The organism is Fictibacillus aquaticus (assembly GCF_002245695.1).
GTDB lineage: Bacteria > Bacillota > Bacilli > Bacillales > Fictibacillaceae > Fictibacillus > Fictibacillus aquaticus.
Map to the genome: position 1 here is coordinate 612839 of NZ_NOII01000001.1, position 20719 is coordinate 633557.

22 protein-coding genes and 1 other annotated feature are annotated in these 20719 nt (G+C 44.1%); all 22 genes read right to left on the reverse strand.

The genetic code is table 11. From position 1 onward, the window contains the following. Positions 1–1320 carry a solute carrier family 23 protein gene (locus CGZ90_RS03195; protein WP_094250882.1) on the reverse strand — a complete coding sequence of 440 codons (1320 nt, stop codon included), beginning with the start codon at positions 1318–1320 and terminating at the stop codon, positions 1–3. Positions 1321–1459: 139 nt separating this feature from the next. Further along, positions 1460–2002 carry a bifunctional pyr operon transcriptional regulator/uracil phosphoribosyltransferase PyrR gene (gene pyrR, locus CGZ90_RS03200; RefSeq protein ID WP_094250883.1) on the reverse strand — a complete coding sequence of 181 codons (543 nt, stop codon included), beginning with the start codon at positions 2000–2002 and terminating at the stop codon, positions 1460–1462. Positions 2003–2205: 203 nt separating this feature from the next. Next, positions 2206–3120 (reverse strand): RluA family pseudouridine synthase, encoded by a 915-nt coding sequence (locus CGZ90_RS03205; protein WP_094250884.1) that lies wholly within the window; start codon positions 3118–3120, stop codon positions 2206–2208. Further along, entirely contained in the window at positions 3113–3574 is a 462-nt protein-coding gene (gene lspA / locus CGZ90_RS03210) for a signal peptidase II (protein ID WP_094250885.1), read from the reverse strand. Before lspA ends, CGZ90_RS03205 begins: the two co-directional genes overlap by 8 nt. A gap of 170 nt (positions 3575–3744) precedes the next feature. Next, entirely contained in the window at positions 3745–6507 is a 2763-nt protein-coding gene (gene ileS / locus CGZ90_RS03215; RefSeq protein ID WP_094250886.1) for an isoleucine--tRNA ligase, read from the reverse strand. Between the two features lie 65 nt (positions 6508–6572). Next, positions 6573–6799 (reverse strand) — a binding site (T-box leader). Between the two features lie 51 nt (positions 6800–6850). Further along, positions 6851–7351 (reverse strand): DivIVA domain-containing protein, encoded by a 501-nt coding sequence (locus CGZ90_RS03220; protein ID WP_094250887.1) that lies wholly within the window; start codon positions 7349–7351, stop codon positions 6851–6853. 540 nt (positions 7352–7891) lie between these two features. Next, entirely contained in the window at positions 7892–8662 is a 771-nt protein-coding gene (locus CGZ90_RS03225) for a YlmH family RNA-binding protein (RefSeq protein WP_094250888.1), read from the reverse strand. Positions 8663–8695: 33 nt separating this feature from the next. Then, a complete protein-coding gene (locus tag CGZ90_RS03230) occupies positions 8696–8956 on the reverse strand; it encodes a YggT family protein (protein WP_094251768.1) in 261 nt (86 codons plus the stop codon). A gap of 27 nt (positions 8957–8983) precedes the next feature. Beyond that, entirely contained in the window at positions 8984–9409 is a 426-nt protein-coding gene (locus CGZ90_RS03235) for a cell division protein SepF (protein ID WP_094250889.1), read from the reverse strand. Continuing rightward, a complete protein-coding gene (locus CGZ90_RS03240; protein ID WP_094250890.1) occupies positions 9410–10099 on the reverse strand; it encodes a YggS family pyridoxal phosphate-dependent enzyme in 690 nt (229 codons plus the stop codon). 5 nt (positions 10100–10104) lie between these two features. Next, positions 10105–10926: a peptidoglycan editing factor PgeF gene (gene pgeF, locus CGZ90_RS03245; RefSeq protein WP_165766749.1), complete on the reverse strand. Its 822-nt coding sequence runs from the start codon at positions 10924–10926 to the stop codon at positions 10105–10107. A gap of 79 nt (positions 10927–11005) precedes the next feature. Continuing rightward, the gene (locus tag CGZ90_RS03250; RefSeq protein ID WP_094250892.1) at positions 11006–11290 is read right to left on the reverse strand and encodes a YlmC/YmxH family sporulation protein; all 285 of its coding nucleotides are present in this window, start codon (positions 11288–11290) and stop codon (positions 11006–11008) included. Positions 11291–11464: 174 nt separating this feature from the next. Further along, positions 11465–12247 (reverse strand): RNA polymerase sporulation sigma factor SigG, encoded by a 783-nt coding sequence (gene sigG, locus CGZ90_RS03255; RefSeq protein ID WP_094250893.1) that lies wholly within the window; start codon positions 12245–12247, stop codon positions 11465–11467. Between the two features lie 240 nt (positions 12248–12487). Next, complete coding sequence (gene sigE / locus CGZ90_RS03260) at positions 12488–13207, reverse strand: RNA polymerase sporulation sigma factor SigE (protein WP_094250894.1); 720 nt, start codon at positions 13205–13207, stop codon at positions 12488–12490. Between the two features lie 16 nt (positions 13208–13223). Further along, the gene (gene spoIIGA / locus CGZ90_RS03265) at positions 13224–14156 is read right to left on the reverse strand and encodes a sigma-E processing peptidase SpoIIGA (RefSeq protein ID WP_094250895.1); all 933 of its coding nucleotides are present in this window, start codon (positions 14154–14156) and stop codon (positions 13224–13226) included. A 305-nt stretch (positions 14157–14461) separates the two neighbouring features. Continuing rightward, on the reverse strand, positions 14462–15625 hold the full coding sequence (ftsZ, locus tag CGZ90_RS03270; RefSeq protein ID WP_094250896.1) for a cell division protein FtsZ: 1164 nt from the start codon (positions 15623–15625) through the stop codon (positions 14462–14464). Positions 15626–15660: 35 nt separating this feature from the next. Further along, on the reverse strand, positions 15661–16938 hold the full coding sequence (ftsA, locus tag CGZ90_RS03275) for a cell division protein FtsA (RefSeq protein ID WP_094250897.1): 1278 nt from the start codon (positions 16936–16938) through the stop codon (positions 15661–15663). A 127-nt stretch (positions 16939–17065) separates the two neighbouring features. After that, the gene (locus CGZ90_RS03280; RefSeq protein WP_094250898.1) at positions 17066–17419 is read right to left on the reverse strand and encodes a small basic family protein; all 354 of its coding nucleotides are present in this window, start codon (positions 17417–17419) and stop codon (positions 17066–17068) included. 3 nt (positions 17420–17422) lie between these two features. Then, positions 17423–18133 (reverse strand): DUF881 domain-containing protein, encoded by a 711-nt coding sequence (locus tag CGZ90_RS03285; RefSeq protein ID WP_094250899.1) that lies wholly within the window; start codon positions 18131–18133, stop codon positions 17423–17425. Positions 18134–18137: 4 nt separating this feature from the next. Beyond that, the gene (locus CGZ90_RS03290; RefSeq protein WP_094250900.1) at positions 18138–18830 is read right to left on the reverse strand and encodes a DUF881 domain-containing protein; all 693 of its coding nucleotides are present in this window, start codon (positions 18828–18830) and stop codon (positions 18138–18140) included. Then, positions 18814–19596, reverse strand: a complete 783-nt coding sequence (locus CGZ90_RS03295; RefSeq protein ID WP_094250901.1) for a cell division protein FtsQ/DivIB — start codon at positions 19594–19596, stop codon at positions 18814–18816. The genes CGZ90_RS03290 and CGZ90_RS03295 overlap by 17 nt, the downstream gene beginning before the upstream one ends. A gap of 214 nt (positions 19597–19810) precedes the next feature. Then, positions 19811–20719: a UDP-N-acetylmuramate dehydrogenase gene (murB, locus tag CGZ90_RS03300; protein ID WP_094250902.1), complete on the reverse strand. Its 909-nt coding sequence runs from the start codon at positions 20717–20719 to the stop codon at positions 19811–19813.

Sequence of the window (20719 nt, forward strand, 5' to 3'; positions counted from 1 at the left end):
TTATGCAGCTGTATCGTTATTGCTTTCTCCAAACATTTTGTTCATTAATTCATCGTCATCCTCACGCCCTGGAAGAACAAGGTTCAAGATGACACCGATAAGAGTAGCAAGCGCCATTCCAGCAATCTGCAGGTTGTCCGACAGTTTCAGTGCCGCTCCTCCGATTCCTGTTACAAGGATAACAGACGAGATAATGAGGTTTCTCTTATTTCCAAAATCAATCTTATTATCCACTAGCATCCTTAAGCCAGATGAAGCGATGATTCCGAACAGAAGGATCGACACACCGCCCATGACTGCCGATGGAATCGTGCTGATAAGCGCTGTTACTTTTCCTAAGAATCCGAAGCAGATCGCTGTCACTGCGGCACCTGCGATAACATACACAGAATAGATCCTCGTGATAGCAAGCACTCCGATATTCTCACCGTACGTTGTGACCGGAGGCCCTCCGATCAAAGAGCCAATCATAACTCCGACTCCGTCACCCAATATTGAACGGTGAAGGCCTGGCTTTTCCAAAAAGTTGCGGCCGACCACTTTGCTCAATACAAGCTGATGCCCGATATGTTCCGCGATCGTGACTGTAGCAACAGGCATCATGATCAGTGCTATTGTCCAAGAAAAATCAGGTGTGTATGTTACGAACGGAACAATAAAGTCAGGTGACTGTATGACATCCGCCTTTATCACTTTTGTGAAATCAACAATTCCTCTAAAGTAAGCGAATGCAAATCCAGAAACGATTCCCGCAAGTATCGGGATGATGCCAAGAATTCCTCTAAAGAACAACGAGCAGACAATTGTGACTGCCAGAGTGAATAACGCAACTGAAAAATGTGTCAGGCTGTATTTTCCAGTAACAGGATCATTCATCGCCATTCCCACTGCTACATTAGCCAGTCCAAGACCGATTACGATGATGACAGGTCCGACTACTACTGGCGGCATGATTCTCATCAGCCATTTAAGCCCAGAAGTTTTAATGAGCAATGCAACCGCTCCGTATACCAGTCCTGCAAGGAAGCTTCCGAGCATCGCTGCTTCAGGCCCTCCAAAAGCCTTTACTGCTATGATAGGCGAGATAAATGCAAACGAGGAACCAAGATAAGCGGGTATCTGTCCTTTTGTTATGATCAGATAAGCGATCGTAGCAAGCCCGCTTGACACTAAGGCTACTCCCGGATCAAGCTCTACAAGGAACGGTACAAGCACTGTCGCACCAAACATGGCGAACAGATGCTGAAGACTGAGTGTCAGCCACTGATGGATTGGCGGTTTTTCATTCACATCAAGGATCGGTCTATTTTCATTGTTCATATTTATTCCTCCGTTTCTCCATTAAAAAAGCCACTTTTGTTTATAACAAAAGAGGCTTTCAGGCATAGAACGATCGTGTCTTTATGCCGTAGGCGCCTCCCTTGCCAGCCTCTCTGGACTGTTTGTTAAAGGGATGCTGTTATTTTCGTTCGTGGATCGCAACTTCATCCACTCCGTCAACCTCTGTTAACGAGGCTGATATAATTTCTTCACTTGAAGTCGGTACATTTTTGCCCACATAATCTGCACGGATTGGCAGCTCGCGATGCCCTCGGTCGACGAGAACAGCAAGCTGTATGTTTGCCGGCCTGCCAAGATCCATGATGGCATCCATGGCAGCTCTGACCGTCCTTCCTGTATAAAGGACATCGTCGACAAGAACTACTTTTTTGCTGTCTACATCAACTGGGATGCTTGTACCTTTTAGTTCAGGCTCTTGATTTTCCGTCTTAATTTTAAGATCGTCTCGGTATAACGTGATATCCACATCACCGACTGAAACGCCTTTTCCTTCAATCTGTCCGATCCGCTCTGCCAGTCTGCGCGCGAGGTATTCTCCGCGTGTTTTAATACCGACAAGCACGATGCCTTCTACACCTTTGTTTCGTTCGATGATTTCATGGGCGATGCGGGTCAATGCACGGCGGATTCCCTGGTCATCCATTATAACCGCTTTTTCCATATGGTCCCGTCTCCTTTCTTTTATCGTTACTATTTCCCTAATAGTTCTGTAACAGTTCCCATAAAAAAATCCTCTCGCCGCATGACGAGAGGACAGAACAGACACAACGTCTGTTCTATGGATCGTTTCCTTCTCAGCCTCACGGGACTAAAGTTAAAGGACTATTTAAGTTACTGTGATTATCACAAAGTTTTCAGCTGCTGTCAACTTCTTTTTCGTAAATAATCTAAAAGCTGCTGCATATCCTCTGGCATTTCAGCTGAAAATTCCATATACTCTCCAGTGCGCGGGTGATCGAAGCCCAATACTTCTGCATGCAGAGCCTGTCCTTGAATGTCGAGAGTTTTGCGCGGGCCATATTTCGGATCGCCGGCAAGCGGAAAGCCGATGTATTTCATATGAACTCTTATCTGGTGAGTCCGTCCTGTTTCAAGCTGGCATTCCACAAACGAGAAATTCGTGAATCGCTCAAGAACATTAAAATGCGTGACAGCATCCCTGCTGTTATCATCTGTAACTGTCATTTTTTGACGGTCACTTTTATCTCTGCCGATCGGTGCGTCGATCGTGCCAAAGTCATGAGGAAGCACGCCATGAACGATCGCTTTATACTTGCGCGTCGTCGTCTTGTCTTTCAGCTGCTGAACGAGAGATTCGTGCGCCTTGTCGTTCTTCGCCACCATCAAAAGGCCTGATGTGTCCTTGTCAATGCGGTGGACGATGCCTGGGCGCAGCACTCCATTAATACCAGATAGGTCCTTGCAGTGGGCCATAAGGCCGTTTACAAGAGTACCTGAATAATTACCTGGCGCAGGATGAACCACCATCCCTCTTGGCTTATTCACTACAAGCACGTCGCTGTCTTCGTACACAATATCAAGGTTCAGCTCTTCAGCTTCAGCCTCGTAAATTTCCGGTTCAGGAACGATCAGTTCAATTTGATCACCTGCTGAACATTTGTAATTCGTCTTAACGGCATTTTCATTTACTAATACGATGCCTTCTTTAATCCACCCTTGCAGCTGAGAGCGTGACCAGTCATCCTGCACTTCAGACAGCACTTTATCGATTCGAAGCCCAGCTTGCGAATCACTTACTTCATATTGAAACTTATCCATTTTGTTTCTCCTTCTTGCCTTCCAGCATGCTATGAATAAAAACAAGGCCAACTCCGACTACAAGTGCCGAATCGGCGATATTAAAGATCGGAAAATCATAGCTTCCGATATAAAAGTCGAGAAAATCAACTACCTCGCCGCGGAAAAGCCTGTCCGCAAAATTCCCAAGAGCACCGCCTAATATAAGGCCAAGCGATGTTTTAAACAGTTTATCGCCTTCCTTTTTAGCGATGAAATAAATGACCGCTGCTACAACAACCGTAGTGATGATAATAAAAAACCAGCGCTGATTCTGCAAGATCCCGAATGCAGCTCCTCTGTTCCGGTGAGAAGTAATATAAAAGAAATTTTGTATTACCGGTATAGATTCCCCAAGCTGCATGCTTTTTACAATCCACCACTTCGTTAGATGATCAATGACAAACACGGCAAGGGCCAACAAATAATAAACCACGCAAAATCCCCCGTATCTATATTATGTACTTTTGCATTGTAGCACAATAAAACAATTGTTCACAATGTAAATACAAGCTCTTTACAAGGTCTTACATGTTAAGAATCAACAATAAAAAAACTGCCCTCCAATTGTAGCGTCCACAATTAGAGGGCAGTTTCTGTTTTTTATTATGCGTAATGCTTTTCAACGATGTCTGCACAGCTGGAACATAACGCAGGGTGCTGACTGTTTGAGCCAACGTCTTTCGTCACTGTCCAGCAGCGGTCACATGTCTCGCCTTCCGCTGCACTAACTACAACCGAAGTATGCTGGAAAGTGCGAGCATTGCCAGGGGCGTCTGCCTTGCTGCCAGCCACTTCAGCAGAAGAAACGATAAACAGCTTGTTAAGCTGATCTGTTTTCTTCAGCCACTCGTTCACTTCTCCATCACTGTAAATCGTCAGGGAAGCCGTGAGCGATTTGCCGATTACCTTTTCGCTGCGTGCTTCTTCAAGTGCCTTTAATACTTCATCACGGATTTCCATGAAACGGTCCCATTCTCCAAGGAGAGCATCACCATTCTCAAACGATTTTTCTTCAGGCATGTCTGTAAGCTGTACACTCTCTTCAGAAACGCCAGGGATAAAGTTCCATACTTCATCAGCTGTGTGTGCAAGGATTGGCGCTGAAAGTTTAGTGAGTGCCAGCAGTGATTCATAAAGTACTGTTTGGATGCTGCGGCGCTTATGATCATCTTCTCCCTGAATGTAAAGTGTATCTTTAGCCATGTCGAGGTAGAAAGAGCTTAATTCGATCGTGCAGAAATTATGGATCGTATTGTAAACTGTCAGGAATTGATACTCCTCATACGCTTTTCGTACTTTGCCGATCACTTTATTTAACTTAACAAGCATATACTGCTCAAGCTCTGGCAGTTCTTCATAGCTTACACTGTGTTTAGCCGGATCAAATCCGTCAAGGTTCCCGAGAAGGAAGCGGAAAGTGTTGCGGATCTTTCGGTAAACTTCAGCAACTTGTTTTAAGATGTCATCTGAAACACGCACATCAGACTGATAATCAACGGATGATACCCATAGACGGATAATGTCCGCTCCAAGCTGGTTCATCACTTTGATCGGGTCAAGCGTGTTTCCGATCGATTTACTCATTTTTCGTCCTTGCCCGTCAAGAACAAAACCATGACTAAGGATTGTCTTGTAAGGTGCGCTGCCCGTGATGGCTACGGATGTAGAAAGAGATGAGTTGAACCAGCCTCTGTATTGGTCAGATCCTTCCAAATATAAATCTGCCGGGCGTGTAAGTTCATCTCGTTCTTCAAGCACAGCCCAGTGGGATGTTCCAGAATCAAACCATACGTCCATGATGTCCGTCTCTTTCGTGAACTTGCCATTCGGGCTGTGCACAGAAGTGAAGCCTTCCGGAAGAAGCTCTTTCGCATCACGCTCAAACCAGACATTCGATCCATGCTCTCTGAACAGCTTAACTGTATGAGCAATTGTTTCTTCTGTAATGATCGCTTCGCCGTCTTCGCCATAAAACACAGGAATCGGAACGCCCCATGCTCGCTGGCGCGAAATGCACCAATCTTCACGATCCTTGATCATATTATGAAGCCTTGTTTCACCCCATACAGGAACCCAGTTCACATCCGAGATCGCTTGAAGCATCTGTTCGCGGATTCCTTTAATGGATGCGAACCATTGAGCGGTAGCACGGAAGATCACCGGTTTTTTCGTTCTCCAGTCATGCGGGTACGAGTGAGTGATGAAAGACAGGTGAAGAAGTGCGCCTTTTTCTTTCAGTTCCTCTGTGATCGGCTTGTTCGCTTCATCATAAAACAAACCTTCATATCCTGGTGCCTCTTTCGTCATGACACCTTTATCATCAACAGGGCAAAGAACTTCCAGGCCATATCTTTTTCCGACGAGGAAATCGTCTTCCCCGTGGCCAGGAGCAGTATGGACGCATCCTGTACCTGCATCTGTCGTTACGTGCTCTCCGCACATCACAAGAGAATCACGGCCATATAATGGGTGTTCTGCGACAATATGCTCAAGCTCGCTTCCTTTCATTGTCTTGATAACGGCAGCTTCTTCCCAGCCAAAGTCTTTTTTCAAGCTCTCGAGCAAAGCCTCAGCCACAACATATTTTCCGCTTTCTGTTTTCACGCTGACATAATCAAGGTCAGGGTGAACTGAAATTCCAAGGTTAGCCGGAATTGTCCAAGGCGTTGTTGTCCAGATGACGATTTTCTCGTCTGATTCCAAAACGCCTTTTCCGTCTTTTACTCCGAATGCCACATAGATGCTGGCAGAGCGTTTGTCATGATACTCGATTTCCGCTTCGGCAAGCGCTGACTCTGAAGATGGAGACCAGTAAACAGGCTTCAATCCTTTATAGATCAGCTCTCTTTTTGCCATCTCTCCGAAAACCTCGATCTGACGTGCTTCGTATGCTTTATCAAGCGTAATGTATGGACGTTCCCAGTCACCGCGGACTCCCAGGCGCTTAAATTGTTCACGCTGGCGGTCTACCTGAGTCAGCGCATACTCTTCACATAGCTTTCTGAATTCTGCAACAGAGAGCTCCTTGCGCTTTACTTTCCCGCTTTTTGTCAGAGCTGTCTCGATCGGCAATCCATGTGTATCCCAGCCTGGCACATAAGGAGCGTTGTAGCCCGTCATTGACTTGAAGCGGACGATCATATCTTTTAAGATCTTGTTCTCGGCATGCCCGATATGGATATCGCCGTTCGCGTATGGAGGTCCGTCATGAAGGATAAAGTTTGGACGTCCTTTTGTGCGTTCCTGCACTTTCTCATAGATATTCAGTTCATTCCATTTTGCCTGCACTTCCGGCTCGCGCTGAGGCAGGTTGCCGCGCATCGGAAATTCCGTTTTCGGCATAAGCAATGTATCTTTGTAATTCATAGCCATCCTCCTGAAAATATAATAAATAAAAAAACCTTCCCGCCCCTGCTTTAATTTAGAATTAAAGCAGGGGCGAGAAGGTTATCCCGCGGTACCACCCTGGTTGAACTGCCGCATCATGCAGCAAGTCCCGCTCATTCATCTGTAACGCAGATGATGCGCCCGTGCTTACTCGTGTTTTCAGCATGGGAACTCAAGGGTGATCTTCAAGCACTTTCTTTATACCGGCTCCCACCACACCCGGCTCGCTGAATAAAAAACGGCGCTTTACTGTCCCTGTCATAGTCTGTAAGTCATTTTCTTAAAAAAGTATATGCGAATTGCATATTAGAAGTCAAGTTTGTTATTTGACTTCTTCTAGTATATAATCCTCATATTTTTCTGGTGCATTCAATGCATCCCAGTCGTCGTTTTTCAGCATTTCAAGCTGAGCTTCGATCAGCATGCGGAAACGAGTGCGGTAAACTGAGGACTGTTTCTTCAGCTCGTCGATGTCCATCACGATTTTTCGAGATTTAGAAAGAGCTTCGTTAATGATACGATCAGCGTTCTTCTCCGCTTCTTTCACGATCAGGCGGGCTTCCTTGTTCGCTGTACGCTTTACTTCTTCTCCTGTTTCCTGTGCGACAAGAATCGATTTATTCAGCGTCTCTTCAATATTCTTAAAGTATGAAATCTTTTCTTCAAGCTTTGCAACTGTTTCTTCGAGTTCCTTTTTCTCGCGGATTACTGCCTCGTAATCTTTGATCACTTGATCAAGAAAATCATTTACCTCGTCTTCACTGTACCCGCGGAACCCCCGAGTGAATTCCTTATTATGAATATCCAACGGTGTTAAAGGCATGAAAGCCACCTCCAAAAGATGCGATTTTTTCTTAATTTCTCATTTCGACAATATTATCGGCTATTCCTTCTGCCGTCTTCACTTTATTTTAGGCTGCTATTCAAACTTTCAAGAATTCTATGAAGTGGTTGACCTCCGTTTCAGGCGCACGCTTTCCGCGGGGCGTGGCGAAAAGCGCGGGTCGGCTCGTTCAGCCACGACAAGCAAAAGGGAAAGGGGCCGGTAAGTCGCTCTTTGACTTATTGGACACTTGCCCTTTTGCTTGTCGTGGCTAGCCGTTTTCTGCTGGACAGGTGAGCCCCTTTGCCGCTGCGCGCCCTAAAGGGTCTCACCTGTCCCACTCGTCCCGCTGGAGTCGGCGCCTTACACTCCGATCAACGTTTTCAATGATGGATTCAAGATGATTAAGCAAAGTAGATTAGAGTTTCAGCAAAGTCAAATAAATAAAGGGTAGAAGCATCACAAACTATTTCCTGAACGTTGTTATAAAATAAACCATTCAAAAATTACAAGCTTTAAAAAACCATTTAGAAAATAGTCTTATTTTAATATGCCGAAGCTGATCCGCTGCTTGTCCTTTTTTGTCTGGCCGTCTATTGAAATCAGCTTGCTCCTGCCATAGCCCCGCACCGACAAATGATCGCCTGCAGCCATTTCAAACGATGTGTTTTCGATCGTCCTCCAGTTCACTTTCACCTTGCTGCCAGAAATTAGAGCAGAAGCCTTAGACCTGGATATGGAATAAATCTCGCTCATGACAGCGTCTAGCCGAAGAGAAGTGACCGTTCCAGACTTTTCTATGTACTCTTCCTCAGATGCCAGCAAGTCTCCTTTAAGAGGCTTGAGCGAAACAGCAGCGCGGCCAGCCTTTTCAAAGTTGACTGACAGATAGTCTGCGATCTCGCCTGCAGCCGCGATCTGTATCGTTTCGCCGCTTACAATGATGTCTCCGTACTTTTCTCTTTTGACACCAAGGTTCATCAGCGATCCAAGAATGTCTTTATGCTCGAGCTTGATGAACTTGGCAGGGTAATTCACTTCAAAGCATGATACTTTATAATCCTCCTGATGCACCGGAACGAAAGGAGGGTGCAGCAGCGCGCGCTTTCGTTCCGAATAAGAAGAGCCTCCCCAGAACGAGAGGCTGACATCCGGATGGTTTCCTATGATCTGCTGCGTGATATGCTGTTCCCGAGGATTGAGAAAATCCGTCAGCCGGACAGAATACTGTTGTGCTACTTCTGTTTTCCACCCGTCTACCTTATCGATAAAAGCATGTTCTTCAGGCCGGTAATGCTGATAAATGTTCATGTAAAAACTTCCTGTCTCTCATACTTTAATACTTTAAAACATTTGAACGAGGTAGCGTACCCCGTTTTCAGCAAAACGAAGGGCAAACAGTGCCACGATCGGAGAGATATCGATCATCCCTAAAGGAGGGATGATGCTTCTAAACGGTGCCAGATACGGTTCTACGATTCTAGCTAGAAATATGCCGATAGAAGACTCCCGGGCATTCGGGAACCATGAAAGAAGTATGTAGCCAATTACAAGGTATGAGTAGATCTGCATAGTTTTGATTAAGATTAAACCGATAGTTTCGATCAAACTGTTCCTCTCCTGCCTAAAATTTTAGTCTTGTTCCGCCGCCATTTCTGAGATGGTTCCAGAAACGTCTACATTTTCTGGCGTGCAGAGAAATGTATTAGGTCCAAGCTTTTGAATGTCTCCGCCAATTGCATAAACAGTTCCGCTGAGAAAATCGACAATCCTCTTAGCCTGATCATGTGCGATGCGCTGCAGGTTCATCACAACAGCACGGCGATTCTTCAGCTGGTCTGCAATATCTTGAGCTTCAGCGTACACACGGGGCTCAATCAGCACCACTTTTACCTGCTGCTGTACACTCTGCAGACTGACAACGTTCTGCTTTGTCTTTTTCGTATGGCTTGGGATGATTTCTTCTTCCTGCCGCTGCTCTTCCTCTTCTAATTCTTCTTCATAGATGTATTCATCATCCATATCAAAAAAACGTTTAAATTTAGTTTTAATGCCCATTTAGGACACCTCCTCTTTTTCATTCCCAACAAGACTCGACCCGATTCGGATATAAGTTGCCCCTTCTTCGACCGCTATCTTAAAATCATTGGACATTCCCATAGAAAGCTCGGCACAAGGTGCATGCGGCAAGTTTCGCTCCTGAACTGTTTTCTGCAGCTTTTTCAATTCAGAAAATACACGCCTGATTTCTTCATCATCCTCTGTAAATGGTGCCATTGTCATTAGTCCTGCAACCTTAATACGGTCAAGCTTACTTAGTTTATCGACAAAGTCCATCACTTCTTTTACATTCAATCCATGCTTCGACTCTTCACCGGAAATATTCACCTGCACAAAACATGAAACTGTCCGGTCTGCCCTTTTCTGAATTTCTTCAGCCAGTGACAATCTGTCGAGCGAATGAATATAATCCGCGTGTGGAAGGACATCCTTAACCTTTCGAGTTTGAAGTGATCCTATAAAATGCCAGATGACGTGCTCAGGAAGATGCTTTTTCTTTTCAATCAAGCCTTCGAGCCTGTTTTCTCCAAAATGGACGACTCCCGCCTCAGCCGCTTTCAACGCCGTCTCAACACTCACATATTTCGTTACGGCCACAATATTAACGTCCTCAGGCTTTCTGTTTTTTTCTCTGCATGCTTCAGCTACTGACTCTTGGAGCATGCGGAGATTATTCTTTATATCCACAGATGTTATGAATCTCCTTTCAGCATGATATAGCTCATCATGCGCCCTGTCGTCCCTCCGTCCTTTCTGTAAGAAAAGAACAGGTCATTTCTGCAGCTTGTACAATAATCCGATACAACAATGTTAGTCTCTTTTAATCCAGAAGCTATGAGCAGCTGCCTGTTCGCTTCTTTAAGATCGAGCATATATTTCCCGGCTGACACCTTTTTTGCAGCCGCATCAGTCCGGCTTCCTAAAGCTTCATTCATCCTGCTCATCACATACTCGTCCACTTCATAACAGCAAGAACCGATGGAGGGGCCGATCGCAGCCAAAATGCCGTCTTTGTCTGCATTTTCGTCTATAACCCACTTTTTTACCAGCTCGCCGCCAATATTTAAAGCGGTCCCTTTCCAGCCTGCATGCGCTAGTCCAGCTATTTTTTTAGAAGGATCAAAAAAATAAAGCGGAACACAGTCTGCGTAAAGGGAAGTCAGCAGGAGATCTTTTTCTGTTGTATAAACACCGTCTGTTCCTTTAAAGGCGGTTTCTAGATCCATCGCGCCCATTCCGGCATCCTTAGCTGTGATTTTCCGGATTTCAGCCTTATGCACTTGCTCGGTGCCTGTCCAGCGAGCAGTTGGTATGCCTAGCGTTTTTGAAACAGTGCTTCTGTTTTGTCTTACCGTTTCATTGTCATCATTTACATGAAACCCCATATTGAGAGATTGATACGGTTTCTGGCTGAAGCCTCCGCTCCGTACAGTAATACCCGCTGCTACGTTTTCATAAGCGTCAATCCATGGAGTTAACGCAAGTAAATGGCTGCCGCCTCGAAATGGCTCCACCTTTTTCACATCCTGTCCAAAACGAATCGATTTTACGTTTATTTTATCATATTTTACCGGCAGAAAGAAAAGAGAACCGTTATTTAGACTGATCGAACGGTTCTTTCATATATTCATTTGTTCCGCTGCTCTCCATATACCTGACCAATATTACATCTGCTCCAATCTTCACGATATTGCGCCAAGGTATGACAATGTCGCTCTCTCTCGCAAAAAATCCAAGCATCCTTCCCTGTCCAGGAATAATCAGAGCCTCGATCTTGCCAGTATTTAAATTAATCTCTAAATCCGCAATATGCCCCAGCTTCTTCCCGTTGGCTACATTCACAACGTCCTTCACCTGAAAATCTGATATCTTGTTCATCTCATCCCCGCCCTTCTGCTTTAGTTTAACTATATGAGAAGTGCATCTAAAACATGATAAAGCAGCTCGTTTACCAAATGCCGTCCGGGAGGGTAAGTATGGCTATGTGCTATACATCAGTAAGCAAATATGAGGGCTAATAAAGAAAACCCGCAAATATCGCGGGTTTTGTTGTCAGCTGCTTTGAATGTTTTTATTCATTTGCGATATGGCTGCTTTTTCGAGGCGTGAGACTTGAGCCTGCGAAATCCCGATCTCATCGGCTACTTCCATTTGCGTTTTGCCTTGAAAGAAACGCATCGTCAAGATCATTTTCTCTCTGGCATTAAGCCTTCTCATTGCTTCTTTTAAAGCAATTTCTTCAATCCACTGAAAATCTTTCGCTTTGTCGTCGCTGATCTGATCCATCACATAAATCGGATCACCGCCATCATTATAAATGGGCTCAAACAGCGAAACAGGGTCTTGAATCGCATCAAGTGCAAACACTACTTCTTCTTTCGGAACATCAAGAACCTCTGCAATTTGCTGTGCCGTAGGTTCTCTTGACAGCTTGTTCATAAGCTGATCGCGCACCTGCAATGCTTTATACGCGATGTCCCGCAGTGACCGGGAAACCCGGATTGGATTGTTATCTCTTAAGTATCTTCTTATCTCGCCGATGATCATCGGAACGGCATATGTTGAAAATTTAACATTTTGTCCAAGGTCAAAATTGTCGATGGATTTCATCAGTCCGATGCATCCAACTTGGAAAAGATCATCGACAAACTCTCCTCTGTTGTTGAACCGCTGGATCACACTGAGAACTAGCCTTAGGTTTCCGTTCACCAGTGTTTCTCTCGCATCCGGATCACCATTTTGCATTTTTTCAAACAAAATCCTCATTTCAGGATTTTTTAAAACAGGCAGCTTTGAAGTATCGACGCCGCAGATTTCAACTTTATTTCGACTCAAGTCATTTCCCTCCTGCCTGGAGATTTCTGTCAGATTAAGTATGACCGCAGGATGGAAATTTTATGCACATTGAAATTAGGTGTAACTCTTCAAGGTGAGACCCTTGAATACACAAAGCGATGACGGGGCTTTCATCAGTCCTGCTGAAAAAGAGCATTTCAAACGGAAATCGAGGACTATTTTAACTTTTCATATTGGACTTAAACAGCCAAATAAAAAAATGCGCGTGAGCGCATTTTTTTAGACCATTTTATTGAATTCCTTCTGCAGTCTTTTAATGATTCTTTTTTCAAGACGTGAGATATAGGACTGTGAGATGCCGAGCATATCGGCTACATCTTTCTGTGTTTTCTCTTCCCCACCAGAAAGACCGAAGCGGAGTTCCATGATCTGCTTCTCTCTATCATTGAGCGTGAATAACGCTTTAAGGAGCAGTTTCCGATCAACACTCGCTTCTATTCTTCTCGTAATGATATCATCCTCTGTTCCTAGTACATCAGACAAAAGCAGCTCATTTCCATCCCAGTCAACATTAAGCGGTTCATCAAACGACACTTCAGATCTTGTTTTATTATTGCGTCTTAAATACATTAATATTTCATTTTCGATGCAGCGGGATGCATATGTAGCCAGTTTGATTTTCTTTTCTGGGTTAAAGGTGTTGACTGCTTTAATCAGGCCGATCGTTCCAATACTGATCAAGTCTTCAATATTAATTCCGGTATTTTCAAACTTTCTTGCAATATAAACTACGAGCCGCAAGTTCCGTTCAATCAGCATAGATTTAGTTGCTTTATCGCCTGATGGAAGCTTTTCGAGCAATATTGCTTCCTCTTCTTTGCTTAGCGGAGGCGGAAGAGCTTCATTTCCGCCTATATAATAAATTTCATCAGATTTCAGCCCGAGCTTGAATAAGAACCTGTACCATAATAATGAAAGTTTCAGCCGCCATTTAAACAATATGACCCTCTCCTTTTTAAAATGATGAAGCTGGAACCGCTTGTACAGCTTCAGCTTCTGCTGTTAAATGAGGATGCATGATGCAGTCAAACTGCCCGTCCGCTGATAAATGAGTCATACTTAAGCCTACCAAGGCCCCTCCCGTGATCCAGTTACTCCCGCTGTGATTTACCTCAATGCGGTCCGGCTTTACACATAACAGGAACTGCTGATGGCCTACAGACCTAAAAGGAACTAGGCGCAATTTCGATTCCCACTGGGCACAAATTTCACTATCACCAAACCTTGTATAGTCTTCTGCCAGGTTTTGAATACTTTCAGGAAAGTGGCTGCCATGAACATTCATATCGAGGATGACAACTGGAAGCCTTGAAACGGGATCCCGCAGTTTGTTTCCGCTGTCAATAAGCGCTTTTGTACGAATTGGCGTCCCATTAAACCAAATGAATGTTTCTGTCATCTGTTCATAATTGACCTTTTGAACTTTTACATCGTCTGCTCGTTTCCGTGAAAAATAGATCAGGGCAGGAAAGCCGAGGATAACAAACAGCCAGCTGATAGGGTCCCCCATACCTCCTGATGACGTAACAAGAACTCCTTGCACAATATCAGAGCTGCTTTGCATAAAGTAATGAGCGGCGAAAATGCCTCCCCCCGAGATGAAAGATACAAAATAGAACATGCAAACGTTCTTCACAATAAACGATGGTCTTCTAAATCCAAACGCCATTATAAGAATGCAGACCGAAAACAAAAGCTTTAAAACAGGATGATATAAGAATGATAAATCAGGCCATAAAATGATAAACACATATCCTGAAGCTATACCTGAAGCTAAGCTGATCCTTTTCCAGCTGAACGTTCGTTTCAGCAGCCAGCCAGTAAGCCAGAGAAGGATAAAATCAATGCAGAAATTCAGAAACCAAATGACGTCCACATAAAGAGTCACCGGTTATCCCCTTTCAAAAGTTTGAAACAAGTATACCTCAGACTATCATTTAAAGTCTGTCATTTTTTAGGTTATCTTTTTTTCTTATTTTCGGTTTTTTTGTCATTTCTTCTTGAAAGGACAACGGCCGAAAAACACATATTTTTAACCTGGTCATAAAGAAACGCTGCTGGTTCTAACTCGTTGGGGCAGCTTAGGTTTTTTTTTACAATAGATTACACATTCATTCACTGTCGCATCGGTATTTTGCAAAACCTCTTAAAGGGCAAAAAAAACCGGCTTCCAAATGGAAGCCGGTTTTGCAGTTATCTTCTTCTGTTGCGGTTTCGGTTTCTTAAGAACGTAGGGATATCGAGTGTATCACCGTCGTTGCTGTTGTAAGCAGGTGTGCTTCTTGTTTCTGCAGGCTGTTCTTCACGAACCGGCTGCTGGTTCTGCACGGAAGATGAAGAAGGCTGCTGCTGTGGCTGCTGCTGAAACTTCGGACGCTGAGGCTGAAGAATGTTCATGTTTTCATTCTCGTCAAAACCTGTTGCGATAACTGTAACAAGAATTTCATCTTTCAGTTCTTCGTTAATAACAGAACCGAAAATCATGTTCACTTCAGGGTCTGAAGCAGAAGAAACGATATCTGCAGCTTCGTTTACCTCATAAAGGCTCAGGTTGTTTCCGCCTGTGATGTTCATCAGTACGCCTTTCGCACCGTTGATCGATGTTTCAAGAAGTGGAGAAGAAATGGCTTTTCTGGCAGCTTCTGCCGCACGGTTTTCACCAGTAGCAACCCCAATCCCCATCAGAGCAGATCCTTTTTCAGTCATGATCGTCTTAACATCGGCAAAGTCAAGGTTAATAAGACCAGGTGTTGCGATCAAGTCAGAAATACCTTGTACACCTTGGCGAAGCACGTTATCAGCTTCGCGGAATGCTTCTAGCATAGGTGTGTTTTTATCAACGATTTCAAGCAGGCGGTCGTTAGGAATGACAATCAGAGTATCCACTTTTTCTTTGAAGATGCTGATGCCTCCGATAGCCTGTGTCTGTCGTTTGCGGCCTTCAAACGTGAACGGGCGCGTCACAACACCAACCGTAAGTGCTCCAAGCTCCTTAGCGATTTCTGCGATTACAGGAGCAGCACCAGTACCAGTACCGCCGCCCATTCCAGCAGTAACAAACACCATATCGGCCCCTCTTAATGCTTCTTCAATCTGCTCGCGGCTTTCTTCTGCAGCTTTTTTCCCGATTTCAGGATTTGCACCTGCACCGAGTCCTCTTGTCAGCTTCGTTCCGATTTGCATCTTAATTTGTGCTTTAGACAGATTAAGAGCCTGCGCATCGGTATTAACACAGATAAATTCTACTCCCTGCACACCATGTTCAATCATGCGGTTAACAGCGTTTCCGCCGCCTCCGCCGACACCGATAACCTTTATCGTAGCAAACTGATCCATATTCATATCAAACTCCAACATGAGCGTTCCTCCTAATGACTAGTAACCTATCCATCTTATTCAAAAAATAAGCCGAACCAGTCTTTCACTTTTGATTTTACACCGCCGTTTGCTTTATCCTGCGTTTTCGGCTGTGGCTGTTTCTTTTTAGGCATTGCTTCACTGCTTTCAGAAGCCAGTGCTGCCGCTACTTCTTTACCTTGAATCCTTAAGTTCTCATGAGAAAAATGGATTAGGCCGACACCAGATGTATACTGAGGCTCCCTGATGCTGATGTAGTCGGGCTTTGAAATACGGACATTAGACTGGAAGATATCAATCGCAAGCTCAAGAATTCCAGGCATATTCGCTACGCCGCCTGTAAGGACGAATCCTCCAGGAAGCTCATTGAACCCCATTCTATGAAGCTCATCATCTATCATTTCAAAAATTTCGGCCAATCTCGCTTCTACGATTAAGCTCAGGTCATATTGAGAAATCTCCTGATCCTGAGAAGAACCGATTTGAGAAACGGTAAACATTTCATCTTTTGAAGCATGATCAACAAATGCATGACCGTGCTTCAGTTTGATGCGTTCTGCGTCTTCCGCAGATGTGCGGAGACCGATTGAAATATCTTTTGTAATAAACTCTCCCCCGACAGGAAGAACCGTCGTCATCTGCATGATTCCCTGTTCAAACACGGAAACCGTCGTAGATCCGCCGCCGATGTCAATCAATGCAACACCAAGTTCTTTTTCATCGGAAGATAACGCGATAGATGCTGTCGCGAGAGGTTCTAGGCATATGTTCGCGACATATAATCCGGCTTTCTCTACGCATCGGCGCAAGTTATGTAAATAGGTTTTCGAACCCGTAACAATTGTGCCTTCCATCTCAAGGCGCACTCCGTAAATCTCACGCGGATTCTTAATTTCGTCCCGGCCGTCAACAATAAACTGCTCCGGCACAATATCAATAATTTCACGTTCAGGCGGAATAGAAATGACTTGAGCTGCCTCGATCACTCTCATGATGTCTTCATCGCCGATCTCGCGGTCTTCTCTTGAAACCGCAACAACGCCGTGGCATGGCTGTAGCTGAATATCATTTCCTTTAACACCAAGTATACATGAATTAATCGGTATTCCAAGCATCCTTTCTGCCTGGTCGACCGCTTTTTTTATGGAACGAACAGTTTCATCGATATCGACAATGGATCCTTTTCGGATTCCAGCGGCTTTTGATTGCCCAACTCCAATGACATTAAAGGATTCACTGGTCATTTCTCCAATGATAACTTTAATATTGGATGTACCGATGTCTAGACTGACGTAAAACTCACTGCTGTTCATTCTTTGGCACCTCCTTGTTTTTTCTTGTTTCTAGTACTTTTTAATTGAACGGAATAATGATTTTATGGAATACATTCCACATACCGCGGGCATTCCCTTTTTTTTTTTCAAGTTTTTTCAATAATTTTTACGCTTTTTTACGGTTATCATTCCATTTTGAAATGATCAGTCTTCTGATGACGGCAATATTGTTAAACAGCCTTACACCAAAAGCGAAGATTGCCGCCAGATAAAGATCAATGCCCAGATGAACACCTAAGTAAGCAAGGGCCGCAGCAAGCAGGATATTAAAAAAGAATCCTGAGATAAATACTTTATCCTCAAATGTTCCCTGCAGCTGAGCTCTAATGCCTCCAAACAGTGTATCAAGTGCAGCTAAAACCGCAATCGAGAGATAGTTTGAATACTCCGGCGGAATTCGCAATTCCGAAATATACCCTAAAAATAGGCCTATGATCAAACTTAACACAGGGAGCCACATAGTTTAAGAATCCTCCTTTACTTGCTTCATATACTTTACTCGGAGCGGCTCGGTATAGGCCGGCAGCATGATCTGGTCAGAGACTGCCGCTTCTACATAAAAGTTTTCTCTTATAAAATCCTCGATTGCTGGAGAGGCAATAATTTTTTGATGAAGTTTTTTGCTGTCATCAGTCAAAACATTAATTTCAATCGGAAAAGAGGAAAGCGGTTCGTTATTTACATAGATGCTCCCATTTACTTCCCTGATTGGTGTCCTTGAAACAACCCTTTGTCCATCAATTGACATTTCAAGGGCATCATACCTGTTCAATTCGTTGATCAGCCTTCTCAGCATATCTGGATACAGATGAGGAACAGGCGTATCGCCGCCGACAAGGCCTTCATTAAAAGGTTCGATGGTGATTGTGATTCCTTGTCCGCTTATTTCAGTCAATCCTGCCTGTTTTTTTAAATCAGCCAATGCCTGCTCCATCGCTTCGTTTGCCGATTCTTGTCCCTTAGATGAATATTGATGCAAAAGATCTTCGTTCTTTCTTATTTCTTCATTCAGCATCTGCTGCCGCTTCTTCTCTTCTTCAAGGTCTGCACGCAGTTCCCAGATGTCACGCGTATCCCTTTCGATAGGATTGTTTGCCGTCTGAAATTGAACGGAGAGCATCATTCCGAGCACAAGAGCGACAAAGGCAAGCATGTATTGTCGGTTCATTTTCATTTTGTCAGCTCTCCTCTGTCAAATATGGCTCCATCGTGATTTCACTGTTCACGCCTACTCTGACTTGAATTCCTTCATCAACAAGTTTGTCTGTTATATAAAGGTTCATTGATTTTTCAAGAGTAGAACTGTCTCCGATAGCGGTAACTACAAAGGGGGCAGGGTACTGCGTTCCGTTCACACTGATGACCGGTCCGATACAAGAAATAAACGTATCATGCGATATACGCTGGCCGTTAACCGCTATCGCCTCTGCTCCTGATACGAGCAGCTCGTCAATCACGCTTCGAATATGCTCTTCATGAACGATATAATCGTTCGGGTTCTCCCCTTCCGGCATATAGGAGGCATCAGACAATGTAACCTCAATCCCTTCGCCCTTTGCTTTAACATCTCCCGTCAAGAGACGGAGTTTTGTTAAATCCTCTACCATGTTATAAGAAGTCTGCTCTTGTTCAGCAAGCTTTTTTTCTTTTTTTGCAATAGAACCTTGCATTTTCCTCAGTGACCCTGACAGCTCTTGATTTGATTTTTGGATCGCAAGGATTTGGCTCCTTAATGAATCCTCTCTTTTCCACTCGTTGTTTCTTTCAATAGAGCGGTTCTGCTTTTCCGTCATCTGATAGGAGAAAGACAGAATAAATCCTGTAACAAGAAGAATGATTGACAAAAACAATTGCTTACCGTTCAGTTTCACTTCTATCTCCCTTTTTTTGCTTTGCATAGTTTTCAAACCGGCTGCTGATACCAATGTAGAACGTGCCTTTTTCACCTTTTTTCAGCTGATCCAGCATGAGAGGATAGTTCCCGAGACGTTCGCTGAACCCGCTGATAGAGATCTTTACTTCATTGCCATCTGTCATATACAGCGTAACATTTCCGCTTTTTTGATCAGCTGGCGTCTGATGTATCTCGGATATTCGATGGATGATTCCTTCAGGAAGCTTTCGGAGCTCCTGTGCCATCTCTTCAAGACGATCTTTTTCTTCCCATTGCATGATAACAGGTGCGTTAACTGGGCGATCTCCTTTTTTCAGGGGAGGAAGCATCGTGCCGTTTTGCAGCATAGGGTAATAATCGTCTTTTTGTTTTATGTAGCCTACTCTCTGGTACTCCGTCACGGAAATCGTCACTTCATTGTAAAAAGACCGTTTTACCTTGGCAAGCGCGACCTCATTCAGCGTCTGCACTTTTTGTTCGATCTTTTTTTCTTCAATGTTCATGAACTTAGATTCATAGCCAATACCGCTTGCAGCGATAATCTGTTCATCACTGACAAAATAGTTTCCTTTAACCGTCAATTTTTTAATATTGCTCATACCCGACTGAAAATAGACAACTGCAAGAACGAGCAAGAAAAAAAGAGAAAGATAAATAATCAGCCTTCGATTTGCTTTTTGCTTTCTCTGTTCCTTCAGCTTTGGTATGCGGTCCTCTATCGTTACGACCTTAAGCTTGTCCATTGCTTCACCCTCAATATTTATTAATTCGCAAAGCTCTAAACATTCGTTTTCGGAGGATGTATGCTTCACTCATATAAATAATGAAACGGCATAACAATATGCCGTTTCTGCTTTTCCTATTTTTATTGAACATTCGCAGAATGCATTTTATTCGATATCGGTACCATTATAGCATGAATCAATTCAATATTGTACCAGTATTGCCAACAAAAGGTCAGGCTTTTCTGCCAATGATCTCGACTTCAGTTTCCAGTTCGATGCCTTTTTCATCTTTTACTTTTTGCTTTATTGCAGCGATCAAATTCAGTACATCCTGAGCAGTTGCATCACCGGTGTTGACGATAAAATTGGCGTGCATATCTGAAATTTGCGCCCCGCCTATTTTCGTTCCTTTCAGCCCTGAGGATTCAATAAGCTGGCCTGCATAATTAGGAAGAGGATTGCGGAAAACACTGCCGCAGCATGGGAAGTTCCACGGCTGTGTCTGGCGGCGATATTCTTTGTTCTTTTTGAGGGCCGCCATAATTTCCTCTTTGTTTCCTTGTTCAAGCGTCAATACAGCTTCCACACAGATTCCGCCTTTTTCCTGCAGTACTGAAGTTCTATAGCTAAATCCAAGTTCTTCATTGGAGAGCCATTTCATCGTGCCATCTGGAAACAAGATAAGCGCTTTTTTCACGATATCTGCCATTTCTGCACCGTGTGCCCCTGCGTTCATGAAAACTGATCCTCCGACAGAACCTGGTATTCCACCTGCAAATTCCAGACCTTTGTATCCTTCTCTTGCAAGAATGGTGGCTAGCGTGATAATGGAAACTCCGCCTCCGACCGTGATCTCGTTCCCGTTACGTTCGATATGGTTCAATCCTTCTCCGAGCTTAATCACAACGCCTTCAATGCCTCCATCGGATACAAGAAGGTTCGAGCCTCTGCCTATCGCGCGGAAAGGAACGCCGCTCTCTTTAATGATTTCCATCGCCGTGCTGAGGGATTCAGTATCTTTCGGTTCCAAGAACACATCAGCTGGACCGCCTATTTTGAGTGTCGTATGGTTTTTTAAAGGTTCATTTTCAAGTACTTTGCCTGTCTCGGCTTCTTTAAGTTTTTCGGCTAATGAAGTCAT